Source organism: Bradyrhizobium sp., assembly GCF_004799405.1.
In the GTDB taxonomy this organism is placed as follows: domain Bacteria; phylum Pseudomonadota; class Alphaproteobacteria; order Rhizobiales; family Xanthobacteraceae; genus Bradyrhizobium.
Map to the genome: position 1 here is coordinate 23,039 of NZ_SSMW01000001.1, position 24,797 is coordinate 47,835.

Consider the following 24,797-nt stretch of genomic DNA (forward strand, 5'->3'; position numbering starts at 1 on the left):
CTCTAACCCGAGCCACGAGGGGATAACCAATGGCCCAAGCTAAACGGAAGCATATCACAGGATACGCCAAAACAGTAGATGCGGACCTATTCAAACTCCATGACAGGTTCTGCGATGCTTACGCGGCAATGAAGAAGCACGACACGCCAACTTCGAGCGAAGGAAGCGGCGGCAATGCGACGAAGGAACAGAAAGCGGCCTTTCGTAAATGGGAAAGCGCAGCGGGCGAAGCCTTCAAGAGAGCTAAGGCCGTGATTGACGCGCCTGCTCTCACGCTTGAAGGGATGCTTATGAAGTTCCACGTCGCGGGCTTTGTCATCACCGACAGTAAGCCCGGCACCTTCACAGGCCCTTATCAAAGCGGCATCCGGCGTTGGGCGCCAAATAGGCTCGCAGGCGACAACGTTGAGATCATCGTTTCTCTGCGGGACGATTTACACCGGCTTGTTGGGACGACACGATGACCGCTCGATACAATGAGTGGCTGACAAACGTCATGGCTAGCCACCGATGAGTCCGGGTGGACGGTCACAGATGCCGAGGTCGATAGTACCTTGTGAAGTCGCAGAACTGCAGTCACACTGACGAGCCGGCGGGGTCATAGATCGTCGGCCACTTCTCAGAGATCGGGCATTCCACATTGCGCCCGGTCTCTTTTTTTTGGCAGGGAACGATTCCCGCCAGGCGGCGATTTTGCACCGCGGCCGGATGCCTCGAAAAGCAGCAAAACCCGGGCCCTATCGCGTTTGATAGACCGTGGAACCGATTGGCACCGGCCGTGTTTGTTTCAGGGGGGAATAGAGCGGAAAAGATGACTTTTGGATATATCCAGCTATTTTCATTCAAGATCGCGGCGGCGCCGGCGATCCGCGTGGCATCCGTTCGGCATGGCGTAACTGAAATCACTCTGAGCGATGGGCGGCTCGTCCGCGCCACCCTTCACGTCAAAGATGTGAAGCTCAACGCTCAAGGTGGTGTCCACATTTCCTATGATGTTATTCCCGAAGTCATGGCCACCCCGTCTGTGCCGATCCTAGACGTGCACGAGACGATTCAGTAAAGCTGCCGCCGCCGCGATCAAGCAGCGCTGGCTAGGCTGCGCTGGCACCGATCGACCGGCACTCTGCGGCCCGCATACCTGGCGACCATTTTCGGTGAATCTAACGCTTGCACTCATCCTATGATCCTTCTGTGTCACGCCGCCTCAGTTCAGTTTTGCAACGGCGATCCCACCGCGAACCAAATCGCGAGACCGATCAAAATGAGGGCGACAATGCGGTGCGCAGGACACTAATTCGTAAAAAACAGCGACGCCATGCCCGTGCCTGGAACTAGGGCGGTTGGAAACCGTTTTCCTGGAGTGGCAGGGACGGCGCGGTATTCCAGCGGAATTAGGAGCTGGGCACGCGCGCACCTCTTGAGGCGGACCATGCTTCAGTATGAACCATTTTTGACCAAGTGCCCGCGTTGTGGATCCTGGCCTATGGCAATCAACCTTTCCAAGGGAACATTCGACGAGGGGCAAAAGATCAGGTTTCTTTGCTCAAACTGCGGACACCACTTTTCCGGACGTAACATTCCGCGCGGCAAACGCCGCCCAAGGCCGTTAGCGAGTCAGCGGTTCGATATTCCTACTTCGAATTGGGATGGGCGCGGACATAAGCCAAAACGCACCAGCGGCCATTTCTGAGTCACCCGGAAGCAAGTCAATGCTCAAGTTCGCCACGCGCTGGACAATGCAAGAACCTGTTTTGCAAAACACGAGGGATTCCTTGCAAAACATTCGTTGACCAAACCACGAAAAGCCTTGAGAAACAAAGGGCGCGGACGTGGCGGAACTGGTAGACGCAAGGGACTTAAAATCCCTCGATGGCAACGTCGTGTGGGTTCGAGTCCCACCGCCCGCACCAAAGGTCTGCATACCGGAAAATCAACGTGATGGCCTCCCTCGAAAAAATCACGATCGGGCCTGGACTCACCTTCGACATCCTCACCGCCGGCAAGGCCGATGCACCGCTGGTATTGCTGCTGCACGGCTTTGCGGAATCGATGCATTGCTGGCGCGCGCAGGTCAAAGCGCTTGCGGTCGCCGGCTATCGCGCGCTGGCGCCGAGTCAGCGTGGTTATTCGCCGGGCGCGCGGCCGGACACCGGCGATACCGCCAGCTATCATATCGACCGGCTGATGGACGATGCGATGGCGATTGTCGCCGCTGCAGGCCATGGCGAGCGCCGCTTCCATCTTGTCGGCCATGACTGGGGCGGCAGCATCGCCTGGGCGCTCGCCGATCGCTTTCCGCAGCTGGTAGCATCGCTCGCCGTGCTGTCGCGGCCGCACCCCAACGCCTTCAACCGCGCCCTGCAAGTAACCGACAGCGATCAGGCGCATCGATCGCGGCACCACAAGGCATTTCTCGAACCCGGCGCTGCCGACGTGGTGCTGTCCGACAACGCCAAATGGCTGCGCGAGCGTTGGGCCGCGAACGGGGTTCCGGCCGCCGCGATGACCAAGCATCTGGGCGTACTCGGCAACAAGCCGGCGATGGAAGCAGCGCTGGCCTGGTATCGCGCGCGCGGCGCGATCCGCTCGCCGCTCGGTCCGATCCGCGTGCCCACGCTCTCGATCTGGGGCGATGCCGACGACACCGTCGGGCGGATTGCGGCCGAAGGCACCCGGGATTTCGTCTCGGCACCCTATCGTTTCGAAGCGCTACCGGGCGTCGGCCATTTTGCCGCCGACCAGGTGCGGGATCGCGTCAGCGAGCTATTGCTTGGGCACGTTGCGACCTATCCGGTGTGACTCCCTCTCACTCCGACTTGTCGATGTTCCAGAAGATCGGCGTCGCCGGACCGTCGAGCACGCCGGTGAGCGATTTCCGCCACGCGCTCGGCTGCGTGAACTGCCCGAGCGGGACATAGATCACCTGGTCATAGGCTTCCTGCTGGATTTCGGTGGCGATCTTCTTCTGCTCCTCCGCTGAGGATGCACGCACGAAGACGTCTTTCAGCTGCTCGATCTTGGGGTCGTCGGCCCAGCCGAACCAGCCACTCTTGCCTTTACCGCCAATGGCGAAGTTGACGATCGGGTTCATCAAGTCGGCTGCGGCCCAGTTGGTAAAGAACATGTTCCAGCCGCCTTCTTTCGGCGACTTCTGGTTGGTGCGACGGCTGACCACGGTCTGCCAGTCGGTGGCCTGCACATCCACCTTGAAGCCGGCTTCGCGCATCAATTGCGCCGCGACGATCGGCTGCGCCTTCAGCACGACGACATCGCCGGGAGCCATGATCACGATCGGCGTGCCGTCATATCCGGACTCGGCGAGCAGCTTTTTCGCCTCCGCCATCCCGCTGCCCTTCACCACCGCTTCCGAGCCGACATCCGTCGCAAGCGGCGTACCGCAAACGAAAAGCGCGCCGCAGGTCTTGTAATATTCGGGGTTGCCGATCAGCGCGTCCAGCACGTCCTTCTGGTTCATCGCCAGCAAGGCCGCACGGCGTACCTTGACGTTGTCGAACGGGGGCCATAGGAAATTCATTCGCCCCATCGTCTGAAAGCCAAGCTTGTTCGAGGTCTCGATCGTGATGTTCTTGTCGGCGGCGAGCACCGGAAGAATATCGTAAGAGGGAACCTCCAGGAAATCGATATCGCCGGACTGCAGCGCGTTAACCGCGGTCTGGGCGTCCGCCATCGTGACCCACACGACGCGATCGACCTTCACCACCTTGCCGCCGGAGGTCCAGCTCGGCGGCTCCTTGCGCGGCACATAGTCCGTGTTCTTCTCAAACACCGCCTTCACGCCGGGCTGGAACTCGGCCTTCACGAATTTGAAGGGACCGGATCCGATCTGCTCCGGAAGGGATTTGCCGGGCGGCGTTTCCGCCAGCCGCTTGGGCATCATGAAAGCCACGATCGACGATGGTTTCCCGATCGACTCCAGCACCAGGCCGTAGGGCTCCTTCAATTTCAGCGTGATGGTCTTGGCATCGGTGGCTTCGATACTGGCGGTATAGTCCATCAGCTTCTGGCCCATGCCATCGACCTTGCCCCAGCGCTGCAGCGACGCCACGCAATCTTCCGCCGTGACCGGCGTGCCGTCATGCCACTTCAGGCCGTCGCGCAGGGTAAAGGTGTAGGTGAGCTTGTCGTCGGAGACCTTCCATTCCGCCATCTGCGGCTGGATCTTGAAGTTGGAATCCGTCGCCACCAGCGTGTCGTAGATCATGTACCCGAAGTCGCGCGTGATATACGCCGTGGTCATCATGCCGGGATCGCGCAGATCGGAGTGCATCACCGCGGTAATGGTCTTGGTTGCGGCCAACGCCGGTGACGCCAGCGCCAACGATACCGCAATGGCCGGAAGCGTGAGTTTCGACGCAATCGCTGAACGCTGCCAACGCAAAGTGTGGAACATTCGATCTCTCCTGACGTCAAACCGGTCAAACGCCGGTGATTGTTTATGCACGCGGTGGGTTATTTGGGCGCACTAACACGCTGTAAATCTTCGATATTTGAGACTTGCACCAAGCGCGCGGCGCGTCAATCGGGTTTTCGCGGGCGCCAAGATGCGCCATGATGAGCGGGACAACAGGCCGGAAAACACGAGGAAAACTCCCATGAACCCCGCCAACCTTCCGTTCGATTCCGAGGCCATGCTCCAGGGACTGCGCACCTGGGTGGAATGCGAAAGCCCGACCTGGGACGCCGGCGCGGTCGACCGCATGCTCGACATCGCTGCCCGCGACATGGCGATCATGGGCGCCTCCATCGAGCGCATCTCCGGACGGCAAGGGTTTGGCGGCTGCGTCCGCGCACGCTTTCCACATCCAAAACAAGGCGAACCCGGCATCCTGATCGCGGGGCATCTCGATACCGTTCATCCGGTGGGCACGCTGGAAAAACTCCAGTGGCGGCGTGAAGGCAACAAGTGCTTCGGCCCCGGGATTTTCGACATGAAGGGCGGCGGCTACCTTGCACTGGAAGCAATCCGGCAGCTGGCACGGGCTTCCTTTACCACGCCGCTGCCGATTACGGTCCTGTTCACGCCGGATGAGGAAGTCGGTACGCCCTCCACCCGCGACATCATCGAGGCGGAAGCCGCGCGCAACAAGTATGTGCTGGTGCCGGAGCCGGGCCGCAGCAATAACGGGGTCGTCACCGGGCGCTACGCGATTGCGCGGTTCAATCTTGAAGCCATTGGCAAACCGAGTCATGCCGGCGCCGCGCTGTTCGCGGGCCGCTCCGCCATCCGCGAAATGGCGCGCCAGATCATCGCCATCGACGGCATGACAACGGAAGATTGCACCTTCAGCGTCGGCATCGTGCATGGCGGCCAATGGGTCAATTGTGTAGCCACAACCTGCACGGGCGAAGCCTTGAGCATGGCCAAGCGCCAGCCCGATCTCGATCGCGGCGTCGAGCGGATGCTGGCGCTGTCAGGTACTGCCAATGACGTCACCTTCAAGGTGACGCGCGGCGTGACACGGCCGGTGTGGGAGCCCGACGCGCGCACCATGGCGCTGTATGAAAAGGCGCGCGGTTTGGCCAAAGCGATGGGCAAGGAGCTTCCCCATGCCAGCGCTGCCGGCGGCTCCGACGCCAATTTCACCGGTGCGATGGGCATTCCCACCCTCGATGGTTTGGGCGTTCGCGGCGCCGATCCGCACACCCTCAACGAGCATATCGAAGTCGATAGCCTCGCCGAACGCGGCCGCCTGATGGCGGGATTGCTGGCGACGCTGGAGTGAGGCAATCGGGACTTTGACGGATCGCGCATGCAGGCAGAAGATGGATGACGATGGCACAGGATTTGCTGAACAATAGGCACCCACGGAGAACCGGATAGCGATGCTCGGATATCTGTTCCGCCGCGTGCTGGCTGCTATTCCCGTGATGGGCGTGGTGGCATTGTTCGTTTTCTTCCTGCTGCGGCTGACACCGGGCGATCCGGCCGCGATCCTCGCCGGCGACAACGCAACGCCCGAGCAACTTGAGCGCATCCGCACCTCGCTCGGACTGAACGAGCCGCTCTACACCCAGCTCATCACCTGGATCGGCAAGCTGCTGCATGGCGATCTCGGCGTGTCCCTGATCTCGAACGTGCCGGTGCTGACAATGATCGGCCAGCGCGTCGAGCCGTCGATCTCGATCGCCCTGTCGACCATCATCCTGACGATCCTGGTCGCGGTGCCGCTCGGCGTTATCGCGGCGTGGAAACATGGCACCTGGATCGACCGCTTCGTGATGGCATTGTCGGTGGTCGGCTTCTCGGTCCCGGTATTCGTGATCGGTTATGTCCTGATCCAGATCTTCGCGATCGACCTGCGCTGGCTGCCGGTGCAGGGCTTTGCGCGCATCTCCGCAGGCCTCGGTCCGTTTCTCGAACGCATCATCCTGCCGACCTGCACGCTGTCGTTCATCTATGTCGCGCTGATCGCCCGTATGACCCGTGCGTCGATGCTGGACGTCCTCAACGAGGATTACGTGCGCACCGCACGCGCCAAGGGCATCAGTGAAAGTGGTGTGTTGCTGCGCCACGCGCTGCGCAACGCCGCGGTACCCGTCATCACCGTAATCGGCTCCGGCTTCGCACTCCTGATATCGGGCGTCGTTGTTACCGAGAGCGTGTTCAACCTGCCCGGCATCGGACGCCTCACCGTCGATGCCGTGCTGGCGCGCGACTATCCCGTCATTCAGGCCATGATCCTTCTGACATCGGGTATCTATGTCACGGTCAATCTCCTGATCGACGTCGCCTACACCCTGCTCGATCCCAGAATCCGCTATTGAGGTAAGGTATGGCGATCGAAACCCTTCCCGAGCCGTCAATTCCCATCACCACGCCATTGCGGCCGGGGCTCGGGTTTCTCACGGCGACGCCGATCATCGCCGCCGCCACCATCTGCCTCGCGCTGGTGGTCGCCTCTGCCATCCTGGCGCCCTGGCTTTCGCCGCATGATCCCCTGCTGCTGGTGCCGGCGCAGCGGCTGAAGCCTGCCAGCGCGCAGTTCCTGCTCGGCACCGACGGCTATGGCCGCGACGTGCTGTCGCGGATTCTCTACGGCGGACGGATCTCGCTGCTGATCGGCCTTGGCGCCGCCGTCGTCAGCGTCGGCGTCGGGCTCGTGATCGGCCTCGTCTCCGGTTTCTTCAAATGGGTCGACGCGATCATGATGCGCGTGATGGACGGGTTGATGGCGATCCCAAGCATCCTGCTCGCCATCGCCGTGGTGTCGTTGTCGGGCGCGAGCCTGATGACGGTCCTGATCGCGATCACGATCCCCGAAATTCCGCGGGTCGCGCGTCTGGTGCGCTCGGTGGTGCTGTCGGCGCGCGAAGAGCCTTATGTGGAAGCTGCGATCTCCGTCGGCTCCAGCCTGCCGAAGATCATGTGGCGGCACTTGATGCCCAACACCATCGCGCCATTGATCGTGCAAGGCACCTATGTCTGCGCTTCCGCGATTCTCACCGAGGCGATCCTGTCGTTCCTCGGGGCCGGCATCAGCCCGGAGACGCCGACCTGGGGCAACATCATGGCCGAGGGCCGCGCCTATTTCCAGATCAAGCCGTCGCTGATCTTCTGGCCCGGATTGCTGCTGTCGATCGCGATCCTCAGCGTCAATCTGATCGGTGACGCCGCGCGCGACGCGCTCGACCCCCGCATGAAGCGGCGCGAGGGCGGCAAGTGACCGCGGCGCCCAACACCGACGCCGTCGTTCTCGACATCAACGATCTCGTGGTCGACCTCGGCAGGAATCCGCGTCGCGATCGCATCATCGACGGGGTCTCGCTCAGGGTGAGCGAAGGCGAAACCCTTTGCCTGGTCGGCGAAAGCGGATCGGGGAAATCCGTCACGTCGCTGACAGTGATGGGATTATTGCAGAAGGGTTCGCTGGTTCCCTCCGCCGGCAGCGTCAAGCTGGTTGGCGAAGAACTTCTCGGCGCCAGCGACCGGCGCCTCCGCCAGTTGCGCGCCACCACCATGGCGATGATTTTTCAGGAGCCGATGACCGCGCTCAATCCGGTGGTCCCGGTCGGCCGCCAGATCGACGAGGTGCTGCGCGTCCATACCAGTCTCGACGCCCGTACGCGGCGCAAGCGCATCCTGGCCATGATGGAACAAGTGCGGCTGCCGGAAGTCGAGCGCATCTTCGCGTCCTATCCGCATCGCCTCTCGGGCGGCCAGCGCCAGCGCATCATGATCGCGATGGCGCTGGTGCTGGAGCCGAAACTGTTGATCGCAGACGAGCCCACCACCGCGCTCGACGTCACGACCCAAAAGCAGATTCTCACCCTGATCCGCGACCTGCAAAGGGACCATGGCACCGCCGTGCTCTTCATCACCCATGACATGGGCGTGGTCGCGGAAATCGCCGATCGCGTTGCAGTGATGCGTTACGGCCGGCTGGTCGAGACCGGAACGCTCGATTCCATCCTGCGCACGCCCTCGATGGAATACACCCGCAACCTTCTTTCGGCGGTGCCGAGCCTGGTCCCCCGCGCGCCGCGCGAGGAGTCAACCGAACCAGTGGTGCTGGAGGCCAACGAACTCGGCAAGATCTATCGCGAGCGTTCCTTCTTCGGGAGCGTCCGCGAAGTGGCGGCGGCCCAGAATGTCACGCTGACATTGCGCAAGGGACGCACGCTTGGCATCGTCGGCGAAAGCGGTTCCGGCAAATCGACGGTGGCGCGCTGTATCGTCCGGCTGATCGATCCGACCTCGGGCGGTATCAGGCTTTCGGGCCGTGAAATTTCCTCGCTGTCGCGCCGGCTGCTGCAGCCGCACCGCAAGCGCATCCAGATTATCTTTCAGGACCCCTATCGCTCCCTCAATCCACGCATCACGGTCGGTGAGACCATCGCCGAGGGGCCGGTCAATTACGGCATGCCGAAGGCGGAAGCGCTGGCCAAAGCGGGCGAACTGCTCGAACTGGTCGATCTGCCTGTCGACGCCATATCGCGTTATCCGCACCAGTTTTCCGGCGGCCAGCGCCAGCGCATCGCCATCGCGCGCGCGCTGGCGCTCGACCCGGACGTGCTGGTGGCGGACGAAGCCGTCTCGGCGCTCGATGTCTCGGTGCAGGCGCAAGTGCTGGAACTGCTCGACGAAATCCAGACCCGGCTCGGCATCGCCCTGTTGTTTATCACCCACGACCTGCGTGTTGCGGCGCAAATCTGCGACCATGTCGCCGTGATGCAGCACGGCCGCATCGTCGAGCAGGGGGCGGCGGCGCAAGTCCTGACAAATCCGCAACAGGCCTATACGAGACAACTGCTTGACGCCGCTCCCGGACGGGGGTGGGATTTCGCGAACTTCCGCCCGGTTGCGCCCGGACCCAAGGCTGCCGCCTCGCCGCTTTGACTTCTCTTGCGAAATTCAGTTGAGATGCGATCCATGACCCGTATCGCCGTTGGCGGCTTCCTGCACGAGACCAACACCTTCGCGCCCACGAAGGCGACTTACGGCGATTTCGTGCATGGCGGTGGCTGGCCTGCGATGGCGCAGGGCGCCGACGTGCTCAGGGTCATGCGCAACATAAATGTCGGATTGGCCGGTTTTGTCGGACAGGCCGAGATCAATGGCTGGGAAATAGTGCCGACCATTTCCTGCGCCGCCAGCCCTTCCGCGCACGTGACCAGGGATGCCTACGAACGCGTCGTCAGGGTCATGATCGACGGCATTGCGGCCGCCGGACCATTGGATGCGGTCTATCTCGATTTGCACGGCGCGATGGTGGCGGAACATCTCGACGACGGCGAAGGCGAACTTCTCAAGCGCGTGCGCCGGGTGATCGGCAAGGACCTGCCGCTCGTGGTCAGTCTGGACCTGCATGCCAACGTGACAACGGAGATGGTGGAACACGCCGACGCGCTGATCGCCTATCGAACCTATCCGCATGTCGACATGGCCGATACCGGCCGCGCCGCCGCCAAGCATCTGGCGTTGCTGCTCAACACCAAGCAGCGCTTCGCAAAGGCATTCCGGCAATTGCCGTTTCTGATTCCGATCAGTTGGCAATGCACCAATGATGAGCCGACCAGGCGCATTTACCGCAAGCTCGCTGCGCTGGAGAGCGATCGGGTGCCGACGCTGTCGTTTGCGCCGGGCTTTCCGGCAGCGGATTTTCCGGGATGCGGGCCGAGCGTATTCGCCTATGGCAGGACGCAAGCCGATGCCGATGCCGCGGCGGATACGATGGCCGCGCTGGTCGAAAGCCACGAGAACGATTTCGATGGCCGCATCTACACGCCCGACGAAGGCGTGCGCTACGCGATGGAGTTGGCGAAGCACGCCAGCAAGCCCGTCATCATCGCCGACACCCAGGACAATCCCGGCGCCGGTGGCGATTCCGACACCACGGGCATGCTGCGGGCTCTGGTACGTAATAAAGCAACCAAAGCTGCGATCGGCGTGATCTATGATCCGCAATCGGCAAAGGCCGCGCATGCCGCCGGCGTCGGCGCGACCGTCGCGCTCGCACTCGGTGGCAAGTCCGGCATCCCGGGTGATGCGCCCTACCAGGAAACCTTCATCGTTGAAAAATTGTCCGACGGACAATTCGTGGCACCCGGCCCCTATTACGGCGGTCGGGACATGGACATGGGACCGTCGGCAGCCTTGCGGATCGGCGATGTCAGGGTGGTCGTAAGCTCGCACAAGGCGCAGCTCGCGGATCAGTCGATGTACCGCTATGTCGGCATCGAGCCGACGGAGCAGTCGATCCTTGTCAACAAGAGCTCGGTGCATTTCCGCGCCGACTTCGAGCCGATCGCCGAAAAGCTCTTGATCTGCGCCGCACCCGGCGCGATGCCTGCGGACGCCGCCGCATTGCCGTGGACGCGGTTGCGTCCGGGCCTGCGCATCAAGCCGAACGGACCCGCCTTCAATCCCGCCGTCGGATCTCGCCCCCCCTCTCCTGCCATCGGATAACAGACATGCCCAATATCGACCGTATCGAAGGCTTTGCCGACGAACTGACTGCGATCCGGCGGGATCTTCACGCCCATCCCGAGATCGGCTTTCAGGAAATCCGGACCTCGGGGATCGTTGCCGACAAGCTCGCGCAATGGGGCATCGAGGTACACCGCGGCGTTGGGGGCACCGGCGTGGTCGGGGTGCTCAAGGGCAAGGGCAGCGGCGGCAGGCGCATTGGCCTGCGCGCCGACATGGACGCGCTGCCGATGGAAGAGAACACCAACCTGAACTGGCGCTCGACCGTTCCCGGCGCCTTTCATGGCTGCGGCCATGACGGCCATACCACGATGCTGCTCGGCAGCGCGCGTTATCTCGCCGAGACCCGCAATTTCGACGGCACCGTGCATTTCATCTTCCAGCCGGCCGAGGAAGGCCTCGGCGGCGCGCGCGCCATGATCAAGGACGGGCTGTTCGAAAAATTTCCCTGTGACGAGATCTATGGGCTGCACAATGCTCCCAACCTGAACCTCGGCGAGGTGGCGATCCTTCCCGGACCGGCAATGGCCGGCGCCGATTTCTTCGACATCACCATCACGGGCTATGGCGGACACGGCGCGCGGCCGGAGTTCTCGAAGGACCCCGTGGTGATCGCGATGACGCTCGGGCAGGCGCTGCAGACCATTGTCAGCCGCAATGTCGCCCCTGCCGATCCGGCGGTGCTGTCGATCACGCAAATTCATGCCGGCTCCGCCTACAACGTGATCCCTGGCGACGCCAAACTCTGCGGCACCGTCCGCGCTTTTTCCGACGAGGTCCGGGTGTTGATCCGCGAGCGGATGCGCGCGATCTGCGCCGGCATAGCCAGCGCGTTCCAGGTCGAGATCGCGGTCGATATCCGCGATCTCTTCAGCGTGCTGGTGAACCAGGAAGAACACTCCAATGTGGTGGCGGAAGTGGCGCGCACCGTGGTCAAGCCTGACAAGGTCACCACCTTGCCGCAGCGGAGGATGGGCAGCGAGGATTTCGCCGATATGCTGCAGGCGGTGCCCGGCGCCTATTTCTGGATCGGCCACGACGGCTCGGTGCCGGTGCACAATCCCGGCTACATCTTCGACGACAAGGTTCTCCCGATCGGGGCCAGCGTGTTCGCGCGGATCATCGAAACCCGCCTGCCGGTGAATGCCCATGCATAAATCCGCACCGGAGCAGGCGGTCACGCCGCTACACGACCTTAGCGCCGTCGACCTGGTCGCCGGCTTTCGCGCCCGGCAATTTTCGCCGTCCGAAGTGCTGGAGGACGTGCTGGCACATGTCGCGACGTGGGAGCCGCATCTCAAGGCGCTGTATGCCCTAGATCGGGATGGCGCGCGGGCGGTCGCCAAGGCATCGACCGAACGCTGGCAGAACGGCGAGCCGACGGGTCTGCTGGACGGCGTCCCGGTAACGATCAAGGACAACATCGCCACCAGGGGCGTGCCAGTGCCGCTCGGCGCTGCCAGCACGCCACTGGTGCCGGCGACGGCGGATGCGCCGCCGGCGGCGCGGCTGCGCGAAGCGGGAGCCGTGATCTTCTCCAAAACCACCATGCCGGATTACGGCATGCTGTCGTCAGGCCTCTCCAGTTTTCACCCCCTCACCCGCAATCCCTGGGATCTCAGCAAGAATCCCGGCGGCTCCAGCTCCGGCGCGGGCGCGGCAGGCGCGGCAGGTTACGGCCCGTTGCATCTCGGCACCGACATCGGTGGTTCGGTGCGGCTGCCGGCGTGCTGGTGCGGTCTCGTCGCGCTGAAGCCGAGTCTCGGGCGAATTCCGATCGACCCGCCCTATGTCGGCCGCGTCGCGGGCCCAATGACCCGGACCGTCGACGACGCCGCACTGATGATGGCCGTGCTGTCGAAGCCCGATCGCCGCGACGGCATGAGCCTTCCGCCAAACGACATCAACTGGAAGGCGCTCGACAAATCCCCGCGCAAATTGCGCATCGGCCTGATGCTCGACCTCGGCGTCGGCCAGGCGCTGGAGCGGGACGTGCGCGAGGTTGCTGTCAAGGCCGCGAAGGCGTTCGAAGCGGCCGGCGCCGTCGTTACGGAGGTATCCGGCGTGCTGACGCGCGAGATGCTCGACGGGCTCGACAATTTCTGGCGCGCGCGGATGTGGGACGATCTTTCCAAGCTGACACCGGCCGTGCGCGTCAAGGCGCTGCCCTATATCCACAGCTGGGCGGAGCGCGGCGCGAAATTGAGTGGCGTCGACGTGGTCAGGGGCTTCAACGCCACCATGGCGATCCGCGCGGCCGCGGCGAAACTGTTCGCCGATATCGACTATGTGGTCTCGCCGGTCTCGCCGGTGGTGAAGTTCGCCGCCGAACTGGCAGCACCGATCAACGATCCCGACCGGCCGTTCGAGCACATCTGCTACACCGTGCCCTGGAACATGGCGGAAAATCCGGCCATCTCGATCAACGGCGGCTACGACAAAACGGGTTTCCCGATCGGCGTGCAAATTGTCGGCCGCCGCTTCGACGACATCGGGGTGCTCGGAATGGCCAAAGCATTCGAGGGCCTGCGTGTTCCGCAAAAGCCGTGGCCGAAGCCGCCGAAGTAATAGAACGGCGCGGCATAAACCAGCGGTTCATGCGCGGGGCCTGACCCGCGCATCCATCTTCTTCGCAAGGATGGATTGCCGGGCCAGGCCCGGCAATGACGGGCATCAACCAAGAAACAACGACGGAGGGATCGCCATGGCCTACGAGACCATCAAATACGAGGTCGAAGAACAAATCCTGACCATCACACTGAACCGACCCGACAAGCTCAACGCCTTCAACGCCGCGATGCAGAGGGAAATGATCGACGCGTTCGATCAGGCCGACAAGGACGACGACGTCAGGGCCATCATCGTCACCGGTGCCGGACGCGGGTTCTGCGCCGGCGCCGATCTTTCCTCCGGCGCCGACACCTTCGACCGCGACGCCCGGCGCGGACCGGTGAAACGATTGGCCAATGGCAAGGTCGACTACAGCGACCCGAACGTGCGCGACGGCGGCGGCCAGGTGACGCTGCGCATCTTCAAATGCCTGAAGCCTGTGATCGCCGCGGTGAACGGTCCGGCCGTCGGCATCGGCGTCACCATGCAGCTCGCGATGGATATCCGCATCGCATCCGAAAATGCCCGGTTCGGTTTTGTGTTCTCGCAGCGCGGCATTGTGCCGGAGGCAGCCTCGAGCTGGTTCCTGCCGCGCATCGTCGGCATCTCCCAGGCCCTGGAGTGGTGCTACACCGGGCGGGTATTTCCGGCGCTGGAAGCGCTGGCCGGCCGTCTCGTCAGCAAGGTGGTGCCGGCGGACGAACTGCTGCCGGCCGCCCGCGCGCTGGCCCGCGAAATCACCGCCAAGACCGCGCCGGTGTCGGTGGCGCTAATCCGGCAGATGATGTGGCGCATGCTGGGTGCGGACGATCCGATGGAAGCGCACAAGGTCGACAGCCGCGGCATCTATGCCCGCGGGCGTTCCGAAGACGTGAAAGAGGGCGTGGTGTCGTTTCTGGAAAAACGCCCGGCGAATTTCAGGAACAAGGTGTCGGCGGATATGCCGGACTATTTCCCGTGGTGGGATGAGCGGGAGTACAAGTAGGATTCGGCTTTCCGCCTTCAGCGCGCCATCAGCGCCACGCGTCCGATCGCCTTGCGATCGACCAATAGCCGCATCGCCTTGGCATAGTCTTCAAGCGGCAGCCGATGCGAGACGTTGGGCCGGACCTTTCCGGCTTCCGCCCATTCCATCAGCGCTCTCATGCGCTCTTGACCGAGTGCCGGGTTTTTCCGCACCGCTTCGCCCGCGCGAACGCCGAGCACGCTGGAGCCCTTCATCAGCAATAGGTTGGTGCGGGCGAGCCCAATGCCGCCGGTAAAGCCGATCACGAGAAGGCGCGCGCCCCACGCGATGCAGCGCAGGCTGTTCTCGAAAATCTCGCCACCGACGGGATCGAACACCACATCCGCGCCGCGGCCGTCGGTGATGCGCTTGACGGCGTCGCGAAACGGCTCGCGTCCATACAGCACCAGATGATCGGCGCCCTTCGCCTGCGCCACCGCGAGCTTGTCTTCCGACGATGCCGCCGCGATCACGATCGCACCGAGCAGCTTGCCGATTTCGACCGCGGCAAGACCGACGCCGCCGCCGGAACCGTGCACCAGCAGCACCTCGCCGCGCCGAACCTGGCCGCGGTCGATCAACGCGTGATACGCGGTGCCGTGGGCGGCGAGAAACGTGGCGCCTTCGGCATAGTCGAAGGTCGACGGCAGCGCGTGGAGTTGTGAGGGCATAACGACGGCTTCATCGGCGTAAGCGCCGTGACGCAGCTTGACGATCACCCTGTCGCCGATCGCGATATCTTTTGCCGCAGCGTCGACCTCGGTCACGTCGCCGGCCGCTTCCACCCCGGGCGTGAATGGCAGCGGCGGCTTGAACTGATACTGGCCGGACGCCATCAGAATATCGGGAAAGTTGATCCCGGCGGCATGAATGGCGACCCGCACCTGGCCCTGCGCCAGCGGCGCGGAGGTAAACGTTTCCAGACGCAAACTCTCGGGCGGCCCGAGTTCGCAGCAGACGACGGCCTTCGGCATCAGGCCGCGCTCGCCCGTCGCCGTTGCAGCGCTTCTCGGATCAGCGGCAGCCGGTCGTTGCCGAAATACATATCGGTCTTGTCGAGGAAAATGGTGGGAGAACCGAACCCGCCGCGCGCCATCACCTCGTCGGTGTTGGCCTTGAGTTGATCCTTGACCGCCTGTTCGGCGATCCCCGCAAAGAATTTTTGCGAGTCCACGCCGACGCGCTTGCAGACTTCCGCCAGCACCGGATCCTGCGAAATGTCCTTGTCCTCGCCCCAATAGATCTCGAACACCGCGCGCGCGAACGGCACCACCTTCTCCTTGCCAAGCCAGATGCAGCCGCGCATCGCCTTCACGCTGTTCACTGGAAATACCGTCGGCCGCATCTTGATCGCAAGCCCGGCGGAGCGCGCCCAGTCCGCCATGTCCTTTTTCTGGTAGTTCAGCTTGGCCGGCACCGGATTGTCGCGCTGGGCATAAACCTGGGGATTGATGGTGTTGAAGATGCCGCCGACCAGGATCGGCCGCCATGAAATCTCGGCGCCAAACTCCTTTGCCAGCGGCTGGATGTTGTGAAAGGCGAGATAGGTCCAGGGACTGGAGCAGTCGAAGAAGAATTCGATCATGGCGTTTCCTTTTGTTGCCTTGTCTTTCTTGCTCCCTCTCCCCGTCCTTTACGGGGAGAGGGTTGGGGTGAGGGGCTGTCTCAACAGGCGTACTCGTCGAGAGTCCCCCTCACCCGAAATTCGCTCCGCGAATTCCGACCTCTCCCCGCACGCGGGGAGAGATTAGGATCTCAGTTCCTTCGCTCTCTGCCCGAACATGTTCTTTCGAGCCTCCTCGTCGAACGGCTTCTTCTCGAATTTTCCGATCGCCAGCCCCGCCTGCACCTGAGGGCGGGCGCGCACCTCGGCATACCAGCGCTTGACGTTCGGGTAGTCGTCGAGGGTAAAACCCTGCGCCTTGTGGGTCATGGTCCACGGAAAGCAGGCGATATCGGCAATCGAATAGTCGCCGGCGACATAGCGCCGGGTTTTGCCCAGTTGCACATCGAGCACGCGATACAGGCGGGCGGCCTCGTCGCGGTAGCGTTCGATGGCGTAGGGGATCTTCTCCTGCGCGTAGAGCGCGAAATGCCCGTGCTGGCCGAGCATGGGACCGAGCCCGCCCATCTGCCACATCAGCCATTGCATGACGTTGGACCGCGCGCGCGTTTCCTTTGGCAGGAAACGGCCGGTCTTGTCGGCCAGATAAATCAGGATCGCGCCGGTCTCGAATACCGAAAACGGCTCACCGCCATCGGCAGGCGCCTGGTCTACGATCGCCGGAATCCGGTTGTTCGGGCTGATGGCGAGAAACTCCGGCTTGAATTGCTCGCCGGCCCGGATGTCGACGGGAAACACTTTATAGGGAAGCCCGAGTTCCTCCAGCATGATCGAGATTTTCCAGCCATTGGGCGTCGGCGCGTAATAGAGGTCGATCATGGGATCATCCGCGGAGGGAGGCTGGGTAATCCTATCCCCTGCTTTCGTCGCATTCTACCCCATGCCATCGCCTGTACGCGGTGCTCGGGACATGGCAGATAGACCGTCCAATCAAGAAAACCCGGGGATACGCGCATGCTGTTTCCAACCACGATCGCCGGCTCGCTGCCGAAGCCGGAATGGCTGGCCGAACCCAATACGCTGTGGGCACCCTGGAAATCCAGGGGCGACGAGTTGGCCCGCGCCAAGCGCGACGCCACCATCCTGGCGGTGAAGCTGCAGGAGGATGCCGGCATCGATATCGTCACCGACGGCGAGCAGGCGCGCCAGCATTTCGTTCACGGCTTCCTGGAGAAGGTCGAAGGCATCGACTTCGCCCACAAGGTCGAGATGGGAATCCGCAAAGACCGCTACAAGGCGATGGTGCCGCAGGTGGTGGCGCCGCTGCGGCTAAAGGGCCGGGTCCATACCGACGAGGCCCGCGTCGCCCGCATCCACACCGCGAGACAGTTGAAATTCACCCTTCCCGGCCCGATGACCATCATCGACACCATCGCCGACAAATACTATGGCGACCGCGTCAAGATGGCGTTCGTCTTTGCCGGGCTTCTCAACGAGGAGGCCAAGGCGTTGCAGGCCGATGGCGTCGATGTGATCCAGTTCGACGAGCCCGCCTTCAATGTCTACATGGACGAGGTCAGCGACTGGGGAATCAAGGCGCTGGAGCGCGCCGCCGAAGGGCTGACCTGCGCCACGGCCGTGCACATCTGCTACGGCTACGGCATCAAGGCCAATGCCGACTGGAAACAGACGCTGGGCAGCGAGTGGCGGCAGTATGAGGAAATCTTCCCGGCGATTGCGGCGAGCCCGATCCAGCAGGTTGCGATCGAATGCCGCAATTCGCGGGTGCCGCTGGAATTGCTCGGCCTGCTCAAGGGCAAGATCGTTCAGGCCGGCGTGATCGACGTCGCCAGCGACACCGTCGAGACCGCGGAAGATGTCGTCAGGGTGATCGACGAGGTCTCGAAATTCGTGCCGAAGAGCAGTATCGTCGCCACCACCAATTGCGGCATGGCGCCGATGCATCGCGATATCGCCGAAGCGAAACTGATGGCGCTTGGGGCGGGGGCGAAGCTGGCGCGGCAGAAGTTGGGGTGAGGTTAAGCCACCGCGCTGGGATGTAGCACCGGCCGATACCCATCATCCAGCGCGCGCAGCGTCGAGGGCGGTGTCAGCAGCATGGCATCTTCGATCGGGTTCTGCGCTTTGCGATAACCCGCCGGCGACCACAGCAACGCCTGGCCTTGCGCGATCAGGTAGCTCTCCGCTCCCTGCTGCACCATCGCGCCATCAGGCAATTTACCAAGCGGCGTCGGAAGCGCATGCAGCCGTTTCTTTCTGCCTGCGAGCCGCTCGCGATGAAGCACGGCATCGATGTCCGGCGCGCTGACATGCGTGACGCCGTTGCCCCGTTCCCACGCGGCGCGAAACCGGTTGGCGTCATCGCGGCGGCAGAAAAAGCATGGGCGATGCCCCGCCGCGAACGCGGTCGCCTCATCGAGAAAAAACAGCTCGGTCCAGCTTCGCCCGCCCATCACCTCGCGCCGACGTCCCCTGAATTCGCAGACGCATGTCAGCCACGCCGGGCTCGACCAGCGCTTGCTCAGCAGGGTTTTGGTCGCGGGATCGTGGATGATGCCGCGATTGCCGGTGAACAACCCACGATGCGGGGTCGCAATAATCTCGCCCAAAGGCGTGACCCGATTTTGCAGCGGCATGCGCTATACTCTGCTCCTTCGCCCCGCGCTTGCGGGGAGAGGGTCGGGGTGAGAGGCTTTCTCAGCACGCCGACTCGCGGAGGCTCCCCCTCACCCGGAATTCACGCCGCGCCGTCGCGGATCGGCGGCTGGAACGACAACGCGGTATCCCACGGAAAGAAGATCCAGGTGTCCTGCGACACCTCGGTGATGAAGGTATTGACCAGCGGACGCCCCATCGGCTTGGCGTAGACGGTCGCGAAATGCGCGTCGGGGAGCATCTCGCGCACCAGCCGCCCGGTCTTGCCGGTGTCCACGAGATCGTCGACGATCAACAGTCCCTTGCCGGTGCCGCCACCGAGTTTGGCGGTGTCCGCTGAAACGCCTTTCAGGACCTTCAGCTCGCCCTGCTTGGTATGATCGTAACTGGCGATGCACACGGTATCGATGACGCGAACGCCGAGTTCACGCGCCACGATTGCCGCCGGTACCAGTCCGCCGCGGGTGATCGCGATCACCGCGTGAAACGGGCCGACCTCGTTCAGCCGCCAGGTCAGCGCGCGGCAGTCGCGATGAAACTGATCCCACGACACCGGAAAGGCCTTGCCCGCCCGCTCCTGCGCACTTAGTTCCGGAACCTCCGCTGCCATATCTCTCTCCTGGTCCTGCATCCCTAGTCTTGCATCTTGCGAATGACGAATGTGCCGGTGGCGGTCGCGACGATCTTGTCGTTTTGCCAGAGTTCGGCGCTGCCATGACACATCTCACGGCCTCGCATCACCACGCGGCCAAGGCCCTTCAGCGGACCGAGCACCGCCGGCCGGTGAAATTGCACATTGAGATTGACGGTCGGCGCGAACTGGCCGAGGTCGAGCGTCGCCGATAGTGCCGTTCCCATGGTATCGTCGAGCATGGCCGCGAGAAATCCGCCTTGCACGTTGCCGGCCGGATTGAGCAGGATCTCGACCGCTTCAAACCGGGTTTCAATGGTGCCGCGCTCGCCGTCGATTTCGACAAACTCGAGGCCAAGCGTCTTGGCGCATGGCGGAGGCGGTATCCGGCCGTCGGCCATTTTCCAGAAAAAAGAATTCTTGTCCACGATGCTGCTCTCGCTTTGCTTCGACGATCGATCCGCTAGCGGACCACGTTCAATCCCGCCAGCATTTCCTTCACCGCATTCATCGCGGCATTGAGCTTGTCGGGATCGCGCGAACGGACCACGAGATTGGTGTTGGGCTTCTTGTCCTCGTCCTGAAACGGGTAGCTGCCGATGACGGTGTCCGGGTGAGCCTTGGCGATTTCGCGCAAGGGGCCGCCGATATCGCCTTCCCTCGCGTTGGCGCGAACCGATTCCGACAACATCCGCACCCCGGATTTCAACTTCGGCGCAACGATATCCATCATCGCCTGCATGATCGACGGCACGCCGGCCATGACGATGACATTGCCGATCTTGAAGCCGGGCGCGAGGATGGTCGCGCTTTGGATCAGTTCGGCGCCATCGGGAATCCGCGCCATCCGCAGCCGCGCCTCGTTCAATTCACCGGCGCCCTGGAAGCGCTCGCGAAACCGCGCCACCACTTCGGGATGATGATCGATACCGACGCCGAACGCCTTGGCGACACTGTCGGCGGTGATGTCGTCATGGGTCGGGCCGATGCCGCCGGTAGTAAAGACATAGGTGTAGCGATGACGCAGCGCGTCCAGCGCGGCAATGATCTCGGCTTCCTCGTCGGCGACGACGCGCACTTCCTTGAGATCGATCCCGATATTGGTGAGGTATTCCGCGATAAAGCCGATGTTCTTGTCCTTGGTCCGCCCGGACAGGATCTCGTCGCCGATCACCAGGATTCCCGCCGTGACGATATCGCTCATAGACCTCTCCCCGCCGAATAAGTCCGTTTGGCGCGGTTAACCGGATTCCATTTCGCCGGAAAACGCGCAGGCGCAGCCTTGCCCGGGCAACACATTGAAGTCACGGGGTTTTGCTGCCGAAATAAGCACCTGGCCGCCGTTTTTTCGGGCACCACCCCCGTCGTCCCATAGCAAATGCTCCCGGCGAATGCATATCGCGCTGGCCCGGCCCTTGCTACCATCCCTTTTGGTCATGCACTGTCCTGCGTGGCTTCGAAAAGCAGTCGGGATATATGGCAGTTGCGTTCGACGAAATGAATGGGCCAAACGGCGATCTCCGTCCGGCCTATCAGGAGCTCTCCCGGTGGCTGAAGGAGACGCCTCCGGACGCCCTTGAACATCGCCGTCAGGAAGCCGAACTGCTGTTCCGCCGGATCGGCATCACCTTTGCGGTCTACGGCGACGCCGAAGCCCAGGAACGGCTGATTCCTTTCGACGTGATCCCCCGGATCATATCGGCAAAAGAGTGGGCCATCCTCGAAAAAGGCTTAAAACAGCGGGTACGCGCGCTCAACATGTTCCTGCGCGACATCTATCACGGCCGCGACATCCTGCGCGCCGGCATCATTCCCGACGACCTGATCTTCCAGAATCCGATATTCCGCCCGGAGATGAACGGCCAGGCCGTGCCGCACGATGTCTATGTGCACATCGCCGGCATCGATATCGTCCGCGTCAATCCGGAAGATTTTTTCGTGCTGGAAGACAATGCACGGACCCCGTCCGGGGTGTCCTACATGCTGGAAAACCGCGAAATCATGATGCGGCTGTTTCCGGACCTGTTTGCCCGCCACCGCATCTCGCCTGTGGAAAAATATCCGAACGAATTGCTGTCGGCGTTGCGCTCGGTGGCGCCGCTCAGCGCCTCCGCCGAGCCGACGGTGGCGCTGATGACGCCCGGAGTCTACAATTCCGCCTATTACGAGCATTCGTTTCTCGCCGACAAGCTCGGCATCGAACTGGTCGAAGGCCGCGACCTCATCGTCAAGAACGACGAGGTGTTCATGCGCACCACCGAGGGCCTCAAGCGCGTCGATGTGATCTATCGCCGGGTCGATGACGATTTCCTTGATCCCCTCACCTTCCGTCCCGACTCCGCGCTTGGCGTACCCGGGCTGATGTCGGCCTATGCGGCCGGCAACATCACCCTGGCCAACGCGGTCGGGACCGGAATCGCCGACGACAAGGCGGTCTACTCCTACATGCCGGAGATCGTGAAGTTCTATCTCGGCGAAGAGCCGGTCCTGAAAAACGTCCCGACCTGGCGCTGCCGCGAGCCGAAGGATCTGGCCTACGTTCTGGATAATCTCGCTGAGCTCGTGGTGAAGGAAGTCCACGGCTCCGGCGGCTACGGCATGCTGATTGGTCCCGCCGCCACCAAGGCGACGATCGAGGCTTTCCGCGACAAGTTAAAGCGCGAGCCCGAAGGCTTCATCGCGCAACCGACGCTGGCGCTATCGACCTGCCCGACTTGCACCGAAGCCGGCCTTGCGCCGCGCCACGTCGACCTCAGGCCGTTCGTGCTGACCGGAAGCAATCATGTCACCATCGTGCCGGGCGGGTTGACGCGCGTAGCGCTGAAAGAGGGATCGCTGGTGGTGAATTCAAGCCAGGGCGGCGGCACCAAGGACACGTGGATTCTGGACGAATAACTTTGGACGACGCACAAGCAGATTAGGCCTCAAGAGAGCACCACCCCCGCATGTTGTCGCGCACCGCCGAAAACCTTTATTGGCTGGCCCGCTATGTCGAACGCGCCGAATATCTCGCGCGCACGATCGAGGCGACGCTGCGCGTCACCGCGCTGCCGAATACCTATATCGGCAAGACCAACGAATGGGATTCGGCGCTTATGACCGCCGGCGTCAGCGCAAGCTTCTATGAAATTTACGAGGAAGCCGACGAGCGCAACGTTGTCGATTACCTGTCGTTTTCGTCGGCCAATCCGTCCTCGATCCGCAACTGCATCGAAAACGCGAGGCTTAACTCGCGCTCGGTCCGCACCGCATTGACCAGCGAGATGTGGGACACCATCAACTCGGCCTGGATCGATCTGCAGGAAACCTGGGGCAAGGGCACCACGACCCGCGAGGAGTTGACGAGATTCCTGCGCTTCGTGCAGGAGACCTCGCTGCGGTTCGACGGCTCGGCCTACCGGACCATGCTGCGCAACGACACTTACTGGTTTTCGCGGCTGGGACTGCATCTGGAACGCGCCGACAACACAGCCCGCATTCTCGACGTGAAGTATCACGTGCTGTTGCCCGAGGACGAGCATGTCGGCGGCCCGCTCGATTATTATCAGTGGACCTCGATCCTGCGCTCGGTCTCGGCGCTGACCGCCTATCACTGGGTTTATCGCGAAACCCTGAAACCCTGGCTGATCGCCGACCTTCTGATCCTCAACGATTCCCTGCCGCGGTCGCTGGCCAGTTGTTACGGCAACCTCGTGCGCAATCTCGATCAGATCGGCGTCGCCTATGGTCGCCAGGGCGCCGCGCAGCGCCACGCCCGCGGCGTCCGCAATCGCCTCGAGCACAGCCACATGGATGACATCTTCCAGCACGGCGTGCATGAATTCATCCAGGAATTCATTGCGGATAACTCAAGGCTCGGCGAAATCATCACCAAACAATATCTGATTTAAAGCTAGCCTTCGCCCATATCGGATTCGGAAACTCCATGCGCCTGCGAATCGCCCATTCCACCAACTATCGCTACGAACCGCCGGCTTCCGGCGTCATTCAAATCCTGCGGATGACGCCCGGCAGCCATGACGGGCAATACGTCGTCGAGTGGCAGATCGATGTCTCGACCGATTCGCGGCTCGACGTGCACCAGGACGCCTTCGGCAATGTCACGCATGTCCTGACCTACGGGCCGATCGCCGACCTCACCATCAATGTCGAAGGCCTGATCGAGACCCATGACACCGGCGGCGTGCTCAAGGGCACCGACGAGCGCTTTCCGCCGAGCCTGTTCCTGCGCTCGACGCCGTTGACCGAGGTCAACCCGGCGATGGCGACATTTTCGCGCGAGCTGAGTTCGGAATCCGAAGGCGACGTGCTCGGGTTCCTGCATGCGCTGATGATGCAGATCAACGAACACATGATGTTCGACGAAGACCCCACCAACAGCGGCACCTCGGCGGTGGAAGCCTTCGGATTGAAGCGCGGCGTGTGTCAGGACTACGCGCATATCTTTATCGCCTGCGCGCGCAGTGGCGGCGTTCCCGCCCGCTTCGTCGCCGGGCATTTCCTGCGCGCCGACGGCATGGTCAACCAGCAGGCCGGTCACGCCTGGGCGGAGGCTTTTGTGCCCGATCTCGGCTGGGTCGGGTTCGATCCGGCCAACGCCATCTGCACCACCGATGCGCATGCCCGTGTCGCCATCGGTCTCGATTATCTCGGCGCGGCACCGGTGCGTGGCACCCGCTACGGCGGCGGCATGGAAACCCTGTCGGTAGCGGTCAAGGTCGATCAGGCCGGACGCCAGATCCAGTCGCAGTCGTAAAGCGCCGAAAGGCATCGCCTTTCGGTGGCGGATTTTCAACAGGACGCAATCTACCTGTCCAGCCAGACATCCTCGAACCGTAGATTGTTGTACTGGCTGTTATCGTGCGGGGTGAAGTTCCTGACATAGGGTTGCCAGCAGTTACCCGCCGCACCGAACAGGATGCTCGGACGCGCCGCGTCGTCCACCAGCAGCCGCTCGATGTCCCAGACGATTTTCTTGCGTTTTTCCCTGTCCAGTTCGCTCGATTGCACGGCAAGCAGTCTATCGACCTCCGCATTGCAGTACTGGGTATAATTGCGCTCCGATTTGCAGGAATAGTTCTCGACCAGATTGCCGTCGGGATCGTCGACGCTGACGCCGGTCACGTTTAACCCGATCGTATAATCCTTCTTGGCCAGCCTGGCATACCATCGCGGCGTATCGAGAATGTCCAGTTCGCTGATGATGTAGATCTTCTTGAGTTGATCGGTCAGAATCACGGCGGGATCGCGATAGGTTGGAAGATTTCTGGTTTGAATCTTGATCTGCAGCGGGCTGGCATCGCTATAGCCAAGCTTCTGCATGATGGCCTGAGCTTCCGCAATGTTTTTCTCGATGTCGGAG

General features: G+C 62.5%; 23 protein-coding genes, 1 tRNA gene and 1 pseudogene. 16 read left to right on the forward strand and 9 right to left on the reverse strand.

The window, feature by feature from the left end:
* Nucleotides 1–29: 29 nt before the first annotated feature.
* The 4 genes from E7813_RS00155 to E7813_RS00170 all read left to right on the forward strand — a co-directional run bounded on the left by E7813_RS00155 (nucleotide 30) and on the right by E7813_RS00170 (nucleotide 2,799).
* Nucleotides 30–464, forward strand: a complete 435-nt coding sequence (locus E7813_RS00155; protein WP_291569657.1) for a hypothetical protein — start codon at nucleotides 30–32, stop codon at nucleotides 462–464.
* A gap of 302 nt (nucleotides 465–766) precedes the next feature.
* Nucleotides 767–1,060 carry a hypothetical protein gene (locus tag E7813_RS00160; RefSeq protein ID WP_291569658.1) on the forward strand — a complete coding sequence of 98 codons (294 nt, stop codon included), beginning with the start codon at nucleotides 767–769 and terminating at the stop codon, nucleotides 1,058–1,060.
* Between the two features lie 763 nt (nucleotides 1,061–1,823).
* A tRNA-Leu gene (locus E7813_RS00165) sits at nucleotides 1,824–1,910 on the forward strand.
* Nucleotides 1,911–1,938: 28 nt separating this feature from the next.
* Nucleotides 1,939–2,799: an alpha/beta hydrolase gene (locus tag E7813_RS00170; RefSeq protein WP_291569660.1), complete on the forward strand. Its 861-nt coding sequence runs from the start codon at nucleotides 1,939–1,941 to the stop codon at nucleotides 2,797–2,799.
* Between the two features lie 7 nt (nucleotides 2,800–2,806).
* Here the strand turns inward: E7813_RS00170 and E7813_RS00175 are convergent, their stop codons facing one another.
* A complete protein-coding gene (locus E7813_RS00175; protein ID WP_291569662.1) occupies nucleotides 2,807–4,411 on the reverse strand; it encodes an ABC transporter substrate-binding protein in 1,605 nt (534 codons plus the stop codon).
* Between the two features lie 202 nt (nucleotides 4,412–4,613).
* Between E7813_RS00175 and E7813_RS00180 the strand changes: the two genes are divergently transcribed.
* The 8 genes from E7813_RS00180 (at nucleotide 4,614) to E7813_RS00215 (ending at nucleotide 14,543) form a co-directional block, all read left to right on the forward strand.
* Nucleotides 4,614–5,744: a M20/M25/M40 family metallo-hydrolase gene (locus E7813_RS00180; protein ID WP_291569663.1), complete on the forward strand. Its 1,131-nt coding sequence runs from the start codon at nucleotides 4,614–4,616 to the stop codon at nucleotides 5,742–5,744.
* Nucleotides 5,745–5,844: 100 nt separating this feature from the next.
* Nucleotides 5,845–6,786, forward strand: coding sequence for an ABC transporter permease (locus tag E7813_RS00185; RefSeq protein ID WP_291569665.1), 942 nt, complete (start codon nucleotides 5,845–5,847; stop codon nucleotides 6,784–6,786).
* An 8-nt stretch (nucleotides 6,787–6,794) separates the two neighbouring features.
* Nucleotides 6,795–7,685 (forward strand): ABC transporter permease, encoded by an 891-nt coding sequence (locus tag E7813_RS00190; RefSeq protein ID WP_291569667.1) that lies wholly within the window; start codon nucleotides 6,795–6,797, stop codon nucleotides 7,683–7,685.
* A complete protein-coding gene (locus E7813_RS00195; RefSeq protein WP_291569669.1) occupies nucleotides 7,682–9,358 on the forward strand; it encodes an ABC transporter ATP-binding protein in 1,677 nt (558 codons plus the stop codon). Before E7813_RS00190 ends, E7813_RS00195 begins: the two co-directional genes overlap by 4 nt.
* A 33-nt stretch (nucleotides 9,359–9,391) precedes the next feature.
* On the forward strand, nucleotides 9,392–10,927 hold the full coding sequence (locus E7813_RS00200; RefSeq protein WP_291569671.1) for a M81 family metallopeptidase: 1,536 nt from the start codon (nucleotides 9,392–9,394) through the stop codon (nucleotides 10,925–10,927).
* A gap of 5 nt (nucleotides 10,928–10,932) precedes the next feature.
* Entirely contained in the window at nucleotides 10,933–12,105 is a 1,173-nt protein-coding gene (locus tag E7813_RS00205; RefSeq protein ID WP_291569673.1) for a M20 aminoacylase family protein, read from the forward strand.
* A complete protein-coding gene (locus E7813_RS00210; protein WP_291569675.1) occupies nucleotides 12,098–13,516 on the forward strand; it encodes an amidase in 1,419 nt (472 codons plus the stop codon). Before E7813_RS00205 ends, E7813_RS00210 begins: the two co-directional genes overlap by 8 nt.
* Before the next feature lie 136 nt (nucleotides 13,517–13,652).
* Complete coding sequence (locus E7813_RS00215) at nucleotides 13,653–14,543, forward strand: crotonase/enoyl-CoA hydratase family protein (protein ID WP_291569677.1); 891 nt, start codon at nucleotides 13,653–13,655, stop codon at nucleotides 14,541–14,543.
* Nucleotides 14,544–14,560: 17 nt separating this feature from the next.
* Here E7813_RS00215 and E7813_RS00220 read toward each other — a convergent pair whose 3' ends face one another.
* The 3 genes from E7813_RS00220 to E7813_RS00230 form a co-directional block, all read right to left on the reverse strand.
* Nucleotides 14,561–15,538 (reverse strand): NADPH:quinone oxidoreductase family protein, encoded by a 978-nt coding sequence (locus E7813_RS00220; protein ID WP_291569679.1) that lies wholly within the window; start codon nucleotides 15,536–15,538, stop codon nucleotides 14,561–14,563.
* Nucleotides 15,538–16,149 (reverse strand): 2-hydroxychromene-2-carboxylate isomerase, encoded by a 612-nt coding sequence (locus E7813_RS00225; protein WP_291569681.1) that lies wholly within the window; start codon nucleotides 16,147–16,149, stop codon nucleotides 15,538–15,540. Before E7813_RS00225 ends, E7813_RS00220 begins: the two co-directional genes overlap by 1 nt.
* 162 nt (nucleotides 16,150–16,311) lie before the next feature.
* Nucleotides 16,312–17,007 (reverse strand): glutathione S-transferase N-terminal domain-containing protein, encoded by a 696-nt coding sequence (locus E7813_RS00230; RefSeq protein WP_291569683.1) that lies wholly within the window; start codon nucleotides 17,005–17,007, stop codon nucleotides 16,312–16,314.
* A 135-nt stretch (nucleotides 17,008–17,142) separates the two neighbouring features.
* Between E7813_RS00230 and E7813_RS00235 the strand changes: the two genes are divergently transcribed.
* The gene (locus E7813_RS00235; RefSeq protein WP_291569685.1) at nucleotides 17,143–18,165 is read left to right on the forward strand and encodes a methionine synthase; all 1,023 of its coding nucleotides are present in this window, start codon (nucleotides 17,143–17,145) and stop codon (nucleotides 18,163–18,165) included.
* A 2-nt stretch (nucleotides 18,166–18,167) separates the two neighbouring features.
* Here the strand turns inward: E7813_RS00235 and E7813_RS00240 are convergent, their stop codons facing one another.
* From E7813_RS00240 to E7813_RS00255, 4 genes are all read right to left on the reverse strand, one after another.
* Nucleotides 18,168–18,785 (reverse strand): hypothetical protein, encoded by a 618-nt coding sequence (locus tag E7813_RS00240; protein WP_291569686.1) that lies wholly within the window; start codon nucleotides 18,783–18,785, stop codon nucleotides 18,168–18,170.
* A 101-nt stretch (nucleotides 18,786–18,886) separates the two neighbouring features.
* Nucleotides 18,887–19,414, reverse strand: a complete 528-nt coding sequence (gene gpt, locus E7813_RS00245; protein ID WP_291569688.1) for a xanthine phosphoribosyltransferase — start codon at nucleotides 19,412–19,414, stop codon at nucleotides 18,887–18,889.
* A gap of 23 nt (nucleotides 19,415–19,437) precedes the next feature.
* On the reverse strand, nucleotides 19,438–19,863 hold the full coding sequence (locus E7813_RS00250) for a PaaI family thioesterase (RefSeq protein ID WP_291569690.1): 426 nt from the start codon (nucleotides 19,861–19,863) through the stop codon (nucleotides 19,438–19,440).
* Nucleotides 19,864–19,898: 35 nt separating this feature from the next.
* Nucleotides 19,899–20,639: a molybdopterin-binding protein gene (locus E7813_RS00255; protein ID WP_291569692.1), complete on the reverse strand. Its 741-nt coding sequence runs from the start codon at nucleotides 20,637–20,639 to the stop codon at nucleotides 19,899–19,901.
* A gap of 272 nt (nucleotides 20,640–20,911) precedes the next feature.
* Here E7813_RS00255 and E7813_RS00260 point away from each other — a divergent pair, with 272 nt between their 5' ends.
* Genes E7813_RS00260 through E7813_RS00270 form a run of 3 tightly spaced genes read left to right on the forward strand, consistent with a single transcriptional unit; the run spans nucleotide 20,912 to nucleotide 24,191 of the window.
* Entirely contained in the window at nucleotides 20,912–22,330 is a 1,419-nt protein-coding gene (locus tag E7813_RS00260; RefSeq protein ID WP_291569694.1) for a circularly permuted type 2 ATP-grasp protein, read from the forward strand.
* Between the two features lie 50 nt (nucleotides 22,331–22,380).
* The gene (locus E7813_RS00265; RefSeq protein WP_291569696.1) at nucleotides 22,381–23,325 is read left to right on the forward strand and encodes an alpha-E domain-containing protein; all 945 of its coding nucleotides are present in this window, start codon (nucleotides 22,381–22,383) and stop codon (nucleotides 23,323–23,325) included.
* A gap of 35 nt (nucleotides 23,326–23,360) precedes the next feature.
* Nucleotides 23,361–24,191: a transglutaminase family protein gene (locus E7813_RS00270; RefSeq protein ID WP_291569698.1), complete on the forward strand. Its 831-nt coding sequence runs from the start codon at nucleotides 23,361–23,363 to the stop codon at nucleotides 24,189–24,191.
* 50 nt (nucleotides 24,192–24,241) lie between these two features.
* Here the strand turns inward: E7813_RS00270 and E7813_RS00275 are convergent.
* Nucleotides 24,242–24,797, reverse strand: a pseudogene (locus E7813_RS00275) (peptide ABC transporter substrate-binding protein); the annotation flags it as partial.

Excerpts from the sequence above, each read along its gene's own strand:
- E7813_RS00155 (WP_291569657.1), top strand. The coding sequence starts at position 30 with ATGGCCCAAGCTAAACGGAAGCATATCACAGGATACGCCAAAACAGTA.
- E7813_RS00170 (WP_291569660.1), top strand. The coding sequence starts at position 1,939 with ATGGCCTCCCTCGAAAAAATCACGATCGGGCCTGGACTCACCTTCGAC.
- E7813_RS00175 (WP_291569662.1), bottom strand. The coding sequence starts at position 4,411 with ATGTTCCACACTTTGCGTTGGCAGCGTTCAGCGATTGCGTCGAAACTC.
- E7813_RS00180 (WP_291569663.1), top strand. The coding sequence starts at position 4,614 with ATGAACCCCGCCAACCTTCCGTTCGATTCCGAGGCCATGCTCCAGGGA.
- E7813_RS00185 (WP_291569665.1), top strand. The coding sequence starts at position 5,845 with ATGCTCGGATATCTGTTCCGCCGCGTGCTGGCTGCTATTCCCGTGATG.
- E7813_RS00190 (WP_291569667.1), top strand. The coding sequence starts at position 6,795 with ATGGCGATCGAAACCCTTCCCGAGCCGTCAATTCCCATCACCACGCCA.
- E7813_RS00200 (WP_291569671.1), top strand. The coding sequence starts at position 9,392 with ATGACCCGTATCGCCGTTGGCGGCTTCCTGCACGAGACCAACACCTTC.
- E7813_RS00205 (WP_291569673.1), top strand. The coding sequence starts at position 10,933 with ATGCCCAATATCGACCGTATCGAAGGCTTTGCCGACGAACTGACTGCG.
- E7813_RS00210 (WP_291569675.1), top strand. The coding sequence starts at position 12,098 with ATGCATAAATCCGCACCGGAGCAGGCGGTCACGCCGCTACACGACCTT.
- E7813_RS00215 (WP_291569677.1), top strand. The coding sequence starts at position 13,653 with ATGGCCTACGAGACCATCAAATACGAGGTCGAAGAACAAATCCTGACC.
- E7813_RS00220 (WP_291569679.1), bottom strand. The coding sequence starts at position 15,538 with ATGCCGAAGGCCGTCGTCTGCTGCGAACTCGGGCCGCCCGAGAGTTTG.
- E7813_RS00225 (WP_291569681.1), bottom strand. The coding sequence starts at position 16,149 with ATGATCGAATTCTTCTTCGACTGCTCCAGTCCCTGGACCTATCTCGCC.
- E7813_RS00230 (WP_291569683.1), bottom strand. The coding sequence starts at position 17,007 with ATGATCGACCTCTATTACGCGCCGACGCCCAATGGCTGGAAAATCTCG.
- E7813_RS00235 (WP_291569685.1), top strand. The coding sequence starts at position 17,143 with ATGCTGTTTCCAACCACGATCGCCGGCTCGCTGCCGAAGCCGGAATGG.
- E7813_RS00240 (WP_291569686.1), bottom strand. The coding sequence starts at position 18,785 with ATGCCGCTGCAAAATCGGGTCACGCCTTTGGGCGAGATTATTGCGACC.
- gpt (WP_291569688.1), bottom strand. The coding sequence starts at position 19,414 with ATGGCAGCGGAGGTTCCGGAACTAAGTGCGCAGGAGCGGGCGGGCAAG.
- E7813_RS00255 (WP_291569692.1), bottom strand. The coding sequence starts at position 20,639 with ATGAGCGATATCGTCACGGCGGGAATCCTGGTGATCGGCGACGAGATC.
- E7813_RS00260 (WP_291569694.1), top strand. The coding sequence starts at position 20,912 with ATGGCAGTTGCGTTCGACGAAATGAATGGGCCAAACGGCGATCTCCGT.
- E7813_RS00265 (WP_291569696.1), top strand. The coding sequence starts at position 22,381 with ATGTTGTCGCGCACCGCCGAAAACCTTTATTGGCTGGCCCGCTATGTC.
- E7813_RS00270 (WP_291569698.1), top strand. The coding sequence starts at position 23,361 with ATGCGCCTGCGAATCGCCCATTCCACCAACTATCGCTACGAACCGCCG.